The following is a 13827-nucleotide window of genomic DNA, read 5'->3' on the forward strand; positions in this document are numbered from 1 at the left end:
GCGGGGCGATAAGGCAAGAACCGAAATCTGGCGGTTACGACGGGCGTCGTATCGTCTTGGTGATGGTAATGAAATCGGTCCCCTGTCCGGTCTCGGGGAAGTGACTGAGGTCTGTAATGGTAATCGATGTGCCAGCGACCAGCAGGTCTTCAATGCGTTTGCGCGCGTCGTTGGGAATGTCGATCCGGTCGAGAACTTCGCTGGCGCTTTCCTGCAATTCGAATTTGTCCGCATCGATACCGAGCCTGCGCATTGTAGCGGCAGGCAGGTGGTTTTCGAGCGTGATCGAATACCAGTCGGCCCGCCCACCGGCGTGATCAACGGCCGTTGCTTCCAGGAAATGTGTACCAAGCGGCAGGTTGGGGTCCTTGATACCAACGGCCACCTCGAACAGTGGCTTAAAGTCCTGGCGTACCTGAAGCTGCCCTGCCGGCGGGGCGTCGTAACCGCTCGCCGCATAAAGCGCTGTCACGAATGCATCGGTAACAGCGGTTCCTTTTTCGCTCAGGCCCTTCCAGCGTTTGAAGCCATTGATGGCGCTGATGGTCATCTGTCCCATCTGGCCATCGGTCTTGCCGGCGTCAAAACCAAGCGTGTTGAGCATGGTCTGGATGTCGACCATCTTTTCGCGGTCGCCGCGTCGTGTGATCAGGATACGCATCGGTTTGGTGGTCGGTTTAACGACCGTTTCCGGCGTCACTGAATTGGTGTGTTCATTCATCGCCACTTCCACCTTCAATGAAGGATCGAAGGAGGCGGGACGCAACTCGACATCGGACAGCAGCAGATTGCCATCAGGCTGTTCAACGGTCGGTTGGAACAATGTGCTGTGCCAGATGCGCTGCGGCTCAACCGGTTTTTCGGACACGATCACATGTACGCCGCGCTCGGTCTTGCCATAAAGCGATTGGGCAAACCCCGCCGGCAGGCGAATACAGCCATGCGATGCGGGGTAGTTCGGCACCTTGCCTTCGTGAAGCGCAATACCGGACCATGTCAACCGCTGCATGAAGGGCATCGGCGCATTCGAATAGATATTCGATTCGTGGTATTTGCGTTTCTCAAGAATTGAGAAAATGCCGGTTGGCGTGTCATGACCGGGTTTGCCGGTCGAAACTTTTGAGGTTTTTATCAGTTCGCCATTGTCATAAACGGCAAGAGACTGGGTGCTTTTCGAAACGATAATTTGCAGTCCTGCGGAATCATACGCAAAGGCACTTTGTGCCAGTACGGAAGTCGACAAAAGACAAGCACCCAGAAAAAGACGCAATACCATGGGGCTACTTACTCCAACGCAATACAGAGGCTTGGAGTTTATCAATTAGCATTTAATGAAGTTTTTAAGCGCCTTCACGACTTCGTGTAATTGCGCCGTTTTACAGCCTACTTTTTCACTTCGAACGTATAGCCGGTCTCAACGCTGGCCTTGCCAAACTTGTCGCGCAGCTTGTCCATGGCAGCTTCCGCCGCCGCACGCCGTGACGCCTGTTGGTCAATGAGATCGGGCGGATCGGCAATATGGCCATCGCTGAGATCAGACACCCCAATGCCGATCAGGCGGAACTTTGTACCATCCGTTTCCTTTTCCAGCAGGCTGAGACCGGTGCGGAAAATACGATCTGCAAGCTGCGTTGGGTCATCCAGTCGTTTGTTGCGGGTGCGGCTTTTGAAATCGGAAGTTTTCATTTTCAAAACAACGGTATGCCCGGCTATGCCGCTCTTCTTCAATCGCCAGGCAACTTTCTCCGATAGCGATCGCAGAATGCACACAAGGTCCTCATGCCGCGAAATATCGTTGAAAAAAGTCGTTTCGGACGACACGCTTTTGATCGGGTCGTTGTTATGCACCGTGCGGTCGTCAATGCCCCGCGAAAGGCGGTAAAGCCGCTGTCCCATCGTGCCATAGCGGCGCATCAGCGTGTCTTCTTCCATCACCTGCAACTGGCTTATCAAACGAATGCCATCGGCCTCCAGCGTCGCGGCAAAGGCCTTGCCGACACCCCAGATGGTGGTGACGGGGCGGGTGGCCAGAAAGCTGACGGCTTCCTCTTGCCCGATCACCGAAAAGCCGCGTGGCTTTTGCAGGTCCGACGCGACCTTTGCCAGAAACTTGCAGTAGGAAAGGCCGACGGAAATGGAAATGCCGACTTCCTTTTCCACGCGCTTGGCAAATTTGGCCAGAACGCGGGCAGGCGGGTCATGATGCAGAAGTTCGGTGCCGGACAGATCGAGAAATGCCTCGTCGATGGACAGTGGCTGCACAAGCGGCGTCAGTTCCTGCATCATGCTGCGGATCTGCCGGCCAACCGTGCTGTATTTTTCCATGTTGGGTTTGACGACAACCGCCTCGGGACAGGCCTCCAACGCCTTGAACATCGGCATGGCCGAGCGAACGCCATGAATGCGGGCAATGTAACAGGCGGTCGAAACGACACCGCGTTTGCCACCGCCGATGATCACGGGCTTGTCCATCAGATCAGGATTGTCGCGCTTTTCGATTGAGGCGTAAAACGCATCGCAGTCTATATGCGCCAGACTGAGATCATAAAGTTCGCCGTGATAGACAAGGCGAGGGCTGCCGCATTTCTGGCAACGGCGAATACCATCGGGCTGACCGGCCAGACAATCGCGGCAAAAACCGGGGGCGTGTTTTGTCATGGTCAACTCAGGAACAAAGAATGAACGTTCGCCACGTTATTCTGTTGCCGGAATTTACTCAAGACAGACCTATAAAAGAAACCCGGGTGAGTGGGTTCAATACACACCCGAATCGAGACCCGGACCGGAAAAATGGTGCCACGCGGCAGCAACGTCCTCGGGTTTTGTTTCTGTTGCTGCGCAAAATGCCATCAGGTCAGGCTCGTGGCTCATCAGAAAATCAAGTAATCCAGCAAAAAAGCCGGGGTCGCTGGCGGCATGTCGCAGCATATTGGCCTGCAGGCCACTCAGCGCCAGAAAGCGGGAAAGCAAGTCGGGTTCATTGGCCAGCCAGCCAAGTATGGCGGCGGCTGTTTCTTCCGGTTTTGCGGTGGCGGCAGCACTTGTTTTTTTGTCTCGCAGCATTTCTTCGCCGAAGTTACCTATTTTTCAACCAAATCGCATTAGCGTCGTTAAACTATATACGATGGAATCGGTTCTGCGACACACTTATATGTCGGTGGCATGGTTTCAAGGCGCATTGAGGAATTGTCGCTATGCCAAAACAGGTCATGATAGTTGAAGACAACGAGCTTAACATGAAGCTCTTTCGCGACTTGATCGAGGCGTCGGGTTATACCACGATCCAGACACGCAATGGCATGGAAGCCCTTGATCTGGCACGTAAACATAAGCCCGACCTCATTCTCATGGATATTCAGTTGCCGGAAGTATCCGGTCTGGAAGTGACCAAGTGGCTGAAGGAAGACGATGAATTGCACGTCATTCCCGTGATTGCCGTAACTGCATTTGCGATGAAGGGTGACGAAGAACGTATTCGTCAAGGCGGCTGTGAGGCTTACGTCTCCAAACCGATCTCCGTTCCCAAATTTATTGAAACTATTAAAACCTACCTTGGCGATGCCTGAAGGCATTTGAGGACTGATAATGACAGCAAGAATTCTGGTCGTTGACGATATACCGGCAAACGTAAAGTTGCTGGAAGCGCGCCTGCTTGCTGAATATTTTGATGTTCTGACCGCGGAAGACGGCTTCAAGGCACTCGAGATTTGCAACAACACCCAAGTCGATATTGTCCTGCTCGACATCATGATGCCGGGTATGGATGGTTTTGAAGTCTGCGAAAGATTGAAATCCAATCCGCGCACCATGCATATTCCAGTCGTCATGGTAACCGCACTCGATCAGCCGTCCGACCGGGTACGTGGCCTCAAGGCCGGTGCCGATGACTTTTTGACAAAGCCGGTCAATGACCTGCAACTGGTGTCTCGCGTCAAAAGCCTCGTTCGCCTGAAAACCATGAGCGACGAACTGCGCATGCGCGCAGAAACGGCGCGTGCCATTGGCATTGAAGACCTTCTGCGCGATGAAGGTCGCATCGAGGAGCCGGGGCAGGTGCTGCTGGTCGATCCGCGTGCGAATTCTCAGGAACGCATTATCAAGATGTTGAAGCCAGTCGCGGAAGTGACAGCCATTTCCGATGCGCAGGCGGCGATCTTCGAGGCTGCGGAGCAGGGCTTTGAACTGGTCATCGTTAGCAGCAGCCTTGATGACTACGACCCCTTGCGTCTGTGCTCACAGTTGCGCTCGCTCGACCGTACACGTTTTCTGCCAGTGTTGCTTATTGCGGAGCAGGGTGGCGAGGACATGATCGCGCGAGCGCTTGATCTTGGCGTCAACGATTACATTACCCGTCCGCTGGACCCCAACGAGCTTGTGGCTCGCACACTGACGCAGTTGAAGCGCAAGCGTTACAATGACCGCCTGCGCAGCAGCGTTCAGCACTCCATTGAGCTTGCCGTCACCGATGGCCTGACGGGCCTGCATAATCGCCGTTATCTCGACAATCACCTCAAGGTGCTGTTCAACCGAGCCGCAACCCGTGGCCGGTCACTGTCGGTATGCATTACCGATATTGACCGCTTCAAGGTGGTCAACGACACCTATGGCCACGATGCCGGCGACGAAGTCCTGAAGGAATTTGCCGCCCGCCTGCGTGCAACGGTTCGCGGTGCGGATCTGGCCTGCCGTTATGGTGGAGAAGAGTTTGTGGTGGTCATGCCGGATACTACGGCGGAAATGGCTGCCAACATCGCTGAGCGGCTGCGTATGAGCGTCGAGGGCAAACCTTTCGTCCTGCGTTCCTCCGGCCAGGAAATCAATATCACGGCGTCCCTGGGCATCTCGTGCAACAGCCCCAATGTCGAGACGCCAGAACAGCTTCTGAAAGAAGCAGACAATGCGCTCTATGATGCCAAGCGGGCAGGGCGTAACCGCGTTGTGGCCGCAGCCGCCTGACGGCCGGCCGCGACATCCCGTCCCCAAAATAGTCCAACGTTAAGTGCCACGCCTGTCGAGCCTCTTTAGAGGGGCGGTAGCGGTGTGTATTCGAATTCCCGAATTATCGGCCCTCAGAATTCAGGTATTGCGATCATTTGGCTTGTGGATAACATGGCGCAATCTTTGAGCGATCAGGCATAGTCTCGTGCCTGTATTTTCGCGCTCTTTTTTTGCGATTTGTCAATTTGTCACGTAACGTTGCGGCAGTTGGAATATTTCCTCTGCCTAATCATTGATATATTTCATCACAGATTTTTGATGATGCTCTCACCATTTTCGCCGGATCGCGCGGCTCTTCAAGTCAAGACTATGGTTCTTTAGAAAATCAGGAATTTTTACTTGAGTGTATTTTCCTTTATTTATGAAAGTGCTATGTTCGCTTAAATAAATACTGTGCCGCTTATGGTCATATTTAACCATATTTGCATTTCAAAACGGCATTGCTTTAAGAAGTTGTTGATTTTTTTCATCGTTTGCGCGACGTTTGGTTCAACGGCATAACTTTCGTGAATTGTGTGCAAGCACAGAGACAGAAATAACCGCAAGTTACTTGTCTATGGTGTTTCAGGGTTGGTTTTTACTTGGTCTATTGGCCGTAGTATCCAGCCTGGTAAGATACCCCATGATGCTCAGGTCCGCCGCATCTCCTGGGTCGTGGGGTCGGTCGGTTGGAGTGCACTAAACGGTTCCTCGTACCGTCTGCAACTCCGACCGACCCCCATTTCTCTCTCAAAACGTATCTAACTATAACGGTCGATCCATCTGGTCGCATTGTCACATCTGTCTGCTTGTGCGCGCTTGCGCCCCCCGCCGGCATGATGTCTGTGAGATCTGTCGTATGAAGAAGAGGCAGGGTCGCACCGTCGCCAGCGACAGCATGGTTGCCATAACGACTTGGCGCTCTAAATGACGGCTTGTGCTGTCATGCTGCACCAAACAAAACAGGCGAGGGGCCTGAATGCAAAAAGCGCACTTTCGGATGAAAGCGCGCTTTTTGAAAACTGCAAATTCCAGGAGAAGATTACTTGATCTTCGTTTCCTTGAATTCAACGTGCTTGCGTACGACTGGATCGTACTTTGTCTTCGTCATCTTGTCCGTGAACGTACGGCTGTTCTTGGTGGTGACGTAGAAAGTACCGGTGTCGGCTGTCGACAGCAGCTTGATCTTGATTGTTGTAGCTTTCGCCATGGTCGTCCTGCCTTTAACAAAATAGTGAGCCGCTGACCTGTTCGATCCCGGCTAAATCTGGCGCGAAACTACGGATCGCGCCCAAAAAGTCAAGCCTGTTTTGACTTCAAAACCAAACGTGCAATGGAAAGAACCACATAAAACGCGAAAAATGCGGCGAGAGCCCAAGCAAAACCATTGGTTCCGTTCAAATCCATCGACACGCCAACGATCTGTGGACCGCTGATCGTGCCAATCGCATAACAAAAAATAAAGGCTGCATTGGCTGAAACAAGGTCAGAGCCGGTCAGGCGCGAGCCCAGATGCGTCAGGCCCACCGTGTACATGCCGGAGACACAGCCACCCCACAAAAGCAGCATGGAGGCCAGCAAAGCCCAGCTTTGCACCAGAAATGGCAGGGTCAGCGTTCCGACAAAGCCTAAAAGCGCCATCAAACCCAGCAGCAGACGCCGGTCTTTGAGGCGATCGGAGAGCAGCCCGATCGGGATCTGGAAGGCCATGTTGCCCACACCCATCACCGTCAGCAGCAGGGCTGCCTGCGATTCGTTGAAACCTTCGCGCGTTGCATAGATCGGAAACAGCGAAAGGCCTCCCGCCTGCACTGAGCCAAACACAAATGCGGCGGCCGAGGCCATTGGCACCAGCCAGATGTAGCGGGCGAAGTGATGATTCGGCTTTTCGTCGAGCCGCGGGCTTTCCTTGCGGGCGAGGAAGATGGGAATCACCGCCAGCAGGATCACACCTGCGCCTGTCACAAACGGCGTGATGCCATCACTGCCAACCAGCGAAAACAGAAGCGGACCGGCCGCGAAACCAACGGCAAGGCCGGTAGCATACATGCCAAGCACCATGCCGCGCTTTGAGGGAGGAGCGGTGGCATTGATCCAGAATTCGGAGAGAATGAAAAGCGTGGTGGTCGCACCATGGAAGACGATGCGCAGCGGAAACCACATCCAGAAGGCGTCAGCGAAATAAAAGCCCAGCGCGCTGATGGCCGAGATGAACACGGCAATAATCATCGTGCGTGCCACACCGCAATCATGCGCCAGTCTTGACGTCAGCGGCGCGGCGAGCATCGAGGCTACACCAGCCATCGCAGAGTTCACCCCGATCATCGTCGACGATATGCCGCGCTTTTCGAGAATCATGCTGAGTAGCGGCAGGCCAAGCCCGATTGCCACGCCAACGGCGCTGATCGCGGCAATTGCCGCAAACAGGGAAGGCCAGTGAATTTTGTCGGTGGCATGGGTACCGCAGGTTTCAGGCTTTGTCATATAGACCTTCAAAGGTGCTCGCGGACGGCAAGTCCGTGACGCATGAAATAAAACGGTACCGCGTTTTCAAAGGATAGCGCTGGATCAACTATCATGAGCTTTGTGACATCTTCGAGAATGCTGCGCGTAATTTGCGCCATGTTCAGACTGCAAAGGGCGTCCGTGTCAAGCCATGACACGTCAACAAGTTCATCCGTATCGTGCATAGCACCGGGATCTACACCGGCTTCATCGGTAAAAGCACAGAAGAAACGTGTGTCATAGCGCCTGATATGGCCAGGTGGCGTTATGGCGCGTGCCACAAATCGCAGGCGTGAAAGATCCGGCACATGAGTTGTGGATGAACTGGCACACAGCCCGGTTTCCTCATGCAATTCGCGCAGTGCTGCCAGCGCAAGCGCCCGTGCGCCACCGACACCCAGTGGCCGGGAGACCCGTTTGCGCAGTCCTGAATGCACCAAGGGGTCAAGATCGCCGGTAAAGGGCAGGGTGTGGTCGTAACGGTCGCGCCGGCCGCCGGGGAAAACATAAACGCCGGGCATGAAAACATGTCCGGCTCCACGTTTGCCCATCAGGATTTTAGGGGTACCGCTGCTGCGGTCTATTAGGATGATCGATGCGGCGTCGCGCGGCCGTGTTGCCGCAAAACGTTGCTCCGGAGGCGTTACACCCCTGTCCGGTGACATTGTTTAGAACGATGAACCGTCGATTTGCACCTTGTCCGGTTCTCGTCCGAAACCGTGCATTTTCAGCGCCCACTGCAGGCCGATGACACCGCCCTTGATCGGTTGCAACGTCACGAGTGCGGCTAGAATGGTAATCGGCACCCAGATGGCGAAGTGTACCCACATCTCTACGGCCATGATCATGTCGGTCATCATGAAACCACCAACGGCTATGTGGCCGAGAATGACGATGGAAATATAGGGCGGCAGATCGTCGGACCGCTCGTGATGAATTTCTTCGCCACAGGCTGCACATTCATGCACAGGCTTCAGCCAGGCACGGAAAAGCTTGCCACTGCCGCAGGCCGGGCAGTTGCCGCGGATACCGCGCATGATGGAGCGTCCTGTGGGACGGTCGTTTGTCGAGTCGCCAAAAGTCACGGTATCATGGCTGTTATCTGCACTCATGACTGCTTCCTTTTTCTGGCGGCTCTTATCCGCCTGTGTTATCTGCGCCGTCTTGGTGGCCGTGTACCCGGTTTTGCCGATACCCTTGAGGTCTTGCGACCCGCCTTGTGAAAGGACCGCGTAGCGGTCGGCATTTTGCGACCTTCACTCAATATCTCGAACCGAAGCGCACCGGCCAGAGGCACAGCTTCAGCGAGGCGAACCTGAACAGTGTCGCCAAGCTGATAGCCAAGCCCGGTCTTTTCACCTGTCAGAGCCTGATGCGCCTCGTCGTAGATGAAATAGTCCGTGCCAAGTGTAGATATGGGTATGAAGCCGTCTGCACCATAGTCAGGTAGCGCGACAAAAAGTCCCGCTTTTGTAACGCCAGATATTCGGCCTTCAAATTCTTCGCCGACCCGCTCAGAGAGGTAGTGGGCAATCAAGCGGTTGATCGTATCGCGTTCGGCGGCCATTGCCCGGCGCTCGAATGTCGAGATTTCAGCCGCAATATCGTCCAGCATGCCTTCTTCTGTTGGCGTAATGCCACCTTCGCCAAAGCCAAGCGAACCGACTAGCGCGCGGTGCACGATCAAGTCGGCATATCGGCGGATTGGCGATGTGAAGTGGGCATACTTCATCAGGTTCAGGCCAAAGTGGCCTATATTGTCAGGGCTGTAGATTGCCTGGCTCTGCGAGCGCAGCACCATTTCATTGACCATGATCTGGTGTGGCGTGCCGAGGGCACGTTCCAGAATACCGTTGAATGAGTTGGCTCGCATGGCACCACCCTTGGTCATGGAAATACCAAGTGTGTTAAGGAACTCGCGCAGCGTTTCCTGTTTGGCAAGCGATGGCGTGTCGTGAACACGGTAGACCAGCGGTTGCTTTTTCTTCTCCAGCGTCTCAGCGGCGGCCACATTGGCCTGGATCATCATTTCTTCGATCAGCTTATGGGCATCCAGCCGCTCGGGAATGATGACCTTGTCCACCGTGCCATTGGGGCGCAACAGGATCTTTCGCTCCGGCATGTCGAGTTCCAGCGGCTGACGACGATCACGCCCGCGCTTCATGATCTCATAGGCATGCCACAGCGGCTTTAGAATCGGCTCCAGCAGTGGTCCGGTCTTGTCATCAGGCTTGCCATCAATGGCGGCCTGCGCCTGCTGGTAGGAGAGTTTTGCCGCACTCTTCATCATGATGCGGTGGAAGGTGTGGCCAGCCTTGCGGCCTTCCTTGGAGAAGGTCATGCGCACCGCAAGGGCAGGGCGGTCAACGCCTTCCTTCAGCGAGCAGAGATCGTTCGAAATACGCTCCGGCAGCATCGGTACGACGCGGTCAGGGAAGTAGACGGAGTTGCCACGTTTCAGCGCTTCCCTGTCCAGCTGCGAGCCGGTGCGGACATACCAGGACACATCGGCAATCGCCACGGTCACGATCACGCCGTCGGGATTGTCAGGCGATGTATCAGGTTCGGCATAAACCGCATCGTCATGGTCCTTGGCGTCGGCCGGATCGATGGTGATCAGTGGCAGGTCGCGCCAGTCCTCACGGTGCGTCATGGTCGCAGCCTTGGCCTCATCGGCCTCATCCATCACACCTTGCGGGAATATGTGCGGGATACCATGGGCATAGATGGCGATCATCGAGATCGCCTTTTCAGACGCAACGGAACCAACGACTGACAGTACCTTGGCGCGTGTCAGGCCATAACGACCGCTGTTGCGGCCAACTTCGACTTCGATCAGATCGCCGTCCTGCGCGGTGCCGACACCTTCCGGGTCGATCACCATTTCGTCGCCACGGCGTTCGATCGGCATCAGGCGTCCACCGCCACCGGGGGTGGATTTGAATACGCCGAGCAGGGCACCCTGACGGCGGTCAAGAATTTTAATGATGCGGGCCGTATAGGCAGGGCCACCACGATTCTTGGCGGGGAAAATCTTGGCCAGTACGCGGTCGTTCAGACCGGCGGTCGGCGCCTTCTTGCCACGGTCCTGCGATGACTGGCGGATCAGCACGGCAGGGGCAACGCCCTGTTCGTCCAGCCACTCGGCCGGCCGCGCAATCAGTTCGCCATCCTTGTCGCGGGTGGTAATGTCGAGAACGGTGACGGGCGGCAATGCACCCGGCCGTACCAGCGACTTACGGTTTTTCTGCACCATGCCGTCGACTTCCAGCTCCTTCAGCAGGGCTTTCAGTTCGACACGGGTTTCACCTTTCAGGCCAAAAGCCTTGGCGATTTCGCGCTTCGATGCCTGTTCGGGATGGTCGGCAATAAAACGCAGCAGCACGTCGCGCGGCGGTACCTGGCCGTGCACAATGTTTTCGCTTTCGCTCACCCGTTTTCCACGCCCTGTTCTTCCGAACCCATCGTTGGAGGAGCCGGTTGTCTTGCGTGGGGATTTGCTCACGATTCCGCCTTCTTTGCTTTCGGTGCAGCCTTCTTCGCCGCGGTCTTGGGCTTGGCAGCTGTCTTGCTTTTCGCTGCCGCCTTCGGCTTGGCCTTTGCCGTGGTCTCACCATCAGCCGATGCGGCCTTCGACGTTGCCTTTTTTGCCTTTACCGGCTTGCCACCGGTGCCGGTCTTGGCAATCCGTTCGGCAATCAGTACCAGGGCTTCTTCCATCGTCACGCTGTCAGGGGCCTGCGCCTTCGGAATGGTGGCGTTGACCTTGCCCCAGTTGACGTAAGGACCAAAACGGCCGTCACGCACGGTAATCGCGCCGCCATCCGGGTGGTCACCCAGGGTTTTCAGCGCAGCCGGTGTCGAGCCACGGCCACGTCCCGGTGCAGCCTTCTTTTCGGCAATCACGGTCACGGCACGGTTCAGACCAATCGAAAATACGTCTTCAACGCTTTCAAGGTTGGCATAACCACCATCATGCAGCAGGAACGGACCATAACGACCGATACCGGCAGAAATCATTTTACCGGTTTCGGGGTGCTGGCCGACATCGCGTGGCAGATTGATCAGTGCCAGTGCTTTTTCGTGATCGATCTCTTCCGGCTTCCAGCCCTTGGGCAGGGATGAACGCTTGGCATCTTTGCCTTCACCACGCTGGATGTAAGGTCCGAAACGACCCGAACGCAGTGTCAACTCTTCGCCAGTATGCGGATCAGCACCCAATGCCTTTGGTTCGTTGAGTGCGGCCGCATCTGCTTCCGCGCCCTCCGAGTTCAACTGGCGGGTAAAATTGCATTCCGGATAGTTGGAGCAACCAACGAACGCGCCGTATTTGCCGAGCTTGAGAGACAGGTTGCCTGTGCCGCAAACCTGGCAGATGCGCGGATCGGAACCGTCTTCGCGCTTTGGAAACACCAGTGGCGCCAGAACTTCGTTCAGGGCATCCAGCACGTTGGTAACGCGCAGTTCCTTGGTGTCTTCAATCTGTGCAAAGAAGTCCTTCCAGAAATCACGAAGAACCTGCTTCCAGTCCAGTTCACCAGCGGAAATCCGGTCGAGCTTTTCTTCCAGATCAGCGGTGAAGTCGTACTCCACATATTTGGTGAAGAAGCTTTCGAGGAAAGCCGTCACCAGACGTCCACGCGAATGCGGAATGAGCTTGCGCTTGTCGATGACAATATATTCGCGGTCACCAAGCGTTTTCAGCGTCGCGGCATAGGTGGAAGGACGGCCGATGCCGAGCTCTTCCATCTTCTTGATCAGCGATGCTTCCGAATAACGCGGTGGCGGTTCGGTGAAGTGCTGGCTGGCATTGATCTTCTGCTTGGCGAGGTCCTCGCGTGCATTGATCTGCGGCAGACGGCCTTCATCGTCACCGTCGTCACTCTGCTCGCCATCTTCTTTCTGGTCGGTATAGGCGGCAATGAAGCCGTCGAAACGGATGACCGAGCCGACAGCGCGCAAACCAGCCTGTTCGCCATTGTTGGTGGCAATAATTTCAACGGTGGTGCGTTCAATTTCAGCCGACGCCATCTGGCTGGCAATGGCACGCTTCCAGACCAGATCGTACAAACGGAACTGATCAGGATCGAGAAAACGCTTAACCTGATCCGGCGTGCGGTTGAAATCCGTCGGGCGAATGGCTTCGTGCGCTTCCTGAGCGTTCTTGGCCTTGGTGGAATAGAACCGCGCCTTGTCCGGCACATAACGCGCACCAAACTGCTCGCCGATCGAACTGCGTGCAGCATCAATCGCTTCCGGCGCCATCTGCACACCGTCGGTACGCATATAGGTGATCAGACCGGCAGTTTCGCCGCCAATGTCAATACCTTCGTAAAGCTTCTGGGCCACCTGCATGGTGCGGGAGGCGGAAAAGCCCATACGCGACGACGCGGCCTGCTGCAGGGTAGAGGTGGTGAATGGAGGGCCCGGATTGCGCTTGACCGGCTTTGCCTCAACGCTGTCAACGACATAGGACGCACCTTCGAGAAGGGCTTTCAGACGATTGGCGTCATCGCCGGTCTTGATGCCACGGGCCTGCAGGCGCTTGCCATCGGCAGCCACCAGCTTTGCCTCGAATTCGTCACCGCGTGGCGTCTTCAACAGCGCCGAAAGGTTCCAGTATTCCTCGGAAACGAAACGTTCGATTTCCGATTCGCGGTCGCAGACCAGACGCAAAGCCACCGACTGAACGCGGCCGGCCGAACGGGCGCCTGGCAACTTGCGCCACAGAACGGGGGAAAGATTGAAGCCAACGAGATAATCAAGTGCACGGCGGGCGAGATAAGCATCCACCAGCGGAATGTCGAGATCGCGTGGCTGCGCCATGGCATCCAGCACAGCCTTCTTGGTGATGGCGTTGAACACCACACGCTTGACCGGCTTATCGCCCAGCACCCGCTTTTTCTTGAGCAGGTCCAGCACGTGCCAGGAAATGGCTTCCCCTTCGCGATCAGGGTCGGTTGCCAGAAAAAGGCCATCGGATGCCTTCACGGCATCGGCAATATCCTTCATGCGTTTTTGCGACGCGCTATCGACCTCCCAGGACATTTCAAAGTCCTGGTCGGGCAGCACTGAGCCATCCTTGGCTGGCAAGTCCCGCACGTGTCCGAAGGATGCAAGAACCTTGTAGCCTGGGCCGAGATACTTGTTGATCGTCTTGGCCTTGGCCGGAGATTCTACGACGACGACATTCATATTATTGTTTCTCTGGACAAGGTTCCGCCAATAATTCCTGCCGCGCCCTTTGCCGACACACGGCTCTCAAGTCTTTCGACATGGACAGGGAATTGCTCCGGGTCAAGGGGGAAACGCAATTTTCTGTCCTGTAAAACAAATTGTATGAGT

Annotated in this window: 11 protein-coding genes; 2 read left to right on the forward strand and 9 right to left on the reverse strand. The window is 55.6% G+C overall.

Annotation, left to right across the window (positions count from 1 at the left end):
• Positions 1 to 34 precede the first annotated feature (34 nt).
• From IB237_RS05620 to IB237_RS05630, 3 genes are all read right to left on the reverse strand, one after another.
• Complete coding sequence (locus IB237_RS05620; RefSeq protein ID WP_192487578.1) at positions 35 to 1276, reverse strand: L,D-transpeptidase family protein; 1242 nt, start codon at positions 1274 to 1276, stop codon at positions 35 to 37.
• 107 nt (positions 1277 to 1383) lie between these two features.
• On the reverse strand, positions 1384 to 2658 hold the full coding sequence (locus IB237_RS05625; protein ID WP_192487579.1) for a DNA polymerase IV: 1275 nt from the start codon (positions 2656 to 2658) through the stop codon (positions 1384 to 1386).
• A gap of 96 nt (positions 2659 to 2754) precedes the next feature.
• Positions 2755 to 3063, reverse strand: coding sequence for a DUF3572 domain-containing protein (locus IB237_RS05630; RefSeq protein WP_192487580.1), 309 nt, complete (start codon positions 3061 to 3063; stop codon positions 2755 to 2757).
• 131 nt (positions 3064 to 3194) lie between these two features.
• Here IB237_RS05630 and IB237_RS05635 point away from each other — a divergent pair, with 131 nt between their 5' ends.
• Both IB237_RS05635 and IB237_RS05640 read left to right on the forward strand, forming a co-directional pair.
• The gene (locus tag IB237_RS05635; protein WP_060641199.1) at positions 3195 to 3566 is read left to right on the forward strand and encodes a response regulator; all 372 of its coding nucleotides are present in this window, start codon (positions 3195 to 3197) and stop codon (positions 3564 to 3566) included.
• Positions 3567 to 3585: 19 nt separating this feature from the next.
• Positions 3586 to 4956, forward strand: a complete 1371-nt coding sequence (locus IB237_RS05640) for a PleD family two-component system response regulator (protein ID WP_192487581.1) — start codon at positions 3586 to 3588, stop codon at positions 4954 to 4956.
• Positions 4957 to 6019: 1063 nt separating this feature from the next.
• Here the strand turns inward: IB237_RS05640 and rpmG are convergent.
• The 6 genes from rpmG to topA all read right to left on the reverse strand — a co-directional run bounded on the left by rpmG (position 6020) and on the right by topA (position 13677).
• Entirely contained in the window at positions 6020 to 6187 is a 168-nt protein-coding gene (gene rpmG, locus IB237_RS05645; RefSeq protein ID WP_003496403.1) for a 50S ribosomal protein L33, read from the reverse strand.
• A gap of 89 nt (positions 6188 to 6276) precedes the next feature.
• The gene (locus tag IB237_RS05650) at positions 6277 to 7461 is read right to left on the reverse strand and encodes an MFS transporter (protein WP_192487582.1); all 1185 of its coding nucleotides are present in this window, start codon (positions 7459 to 7461) and stop codon (positions 6277 to 6279) included.
• Positions 7462 to 7469: 8 nt separating this feature from the next.
• Positions 7470 to 8147 carry an NUDIX hydrolase gene (locus IB237_RS05655; RefSeq protein ID WP_192487583.1) on the reverse strand — a complete coding sequence of 226 codons (678 nt, stop codon included), beginning with the start codon at positions 8145 to 8147 and terminating at the stop codon, positions 7470 to 7472.
• 3 nt (positions 8148 to 8150) lie between these two features.
• On the reverse strand, positions 8151 to 8594 hold the full coding sequence (locus IB237_RS05660; protein ID WP_192487584.1) for a DUF983 domain-containing protein: 444 nt from the start codon (positions 8592 to 8594) through the stop codon (positions 8151 to 8153).
• Between the two features lie 38 nt (positions 8595 to 8632).
• A complete protein-coding gene (gene rnr, locus IB237_RS05665; RefSeq protein WP_192487585.1) occupies positions 8633 to 10987 on the reverse strand; it encodes a ribonuclease R in 2355 nt (784 codons plus the stop codon).
• Positions 10984 to 13677 (reverse strand): type I DNA topoisomerase, encoded by a 2694-nt coding sequence (topA, locus tag IB237_RS05670; RefSeq protein WP_192487586.1) that lies wholly within the window; start codon positions 13675 to 13677, stop codon positions 10984 to 10986. Before topA ends, rnr begins: the two co-directional genes overlap by 4 nt.
• Between the last annotated feature and the right edge of the window lie 150 nt (positions 13678 to 13827).

The organism is Agrobacterium sp. AGB01 (assembly GCF_014851585.1).
Classification (GTDB): domain Bacteria; phylum Pseudomonadota; class Alphaproteobacteria; order Rhizobiales; family Rhizobiaceae; genus Agrobacterium.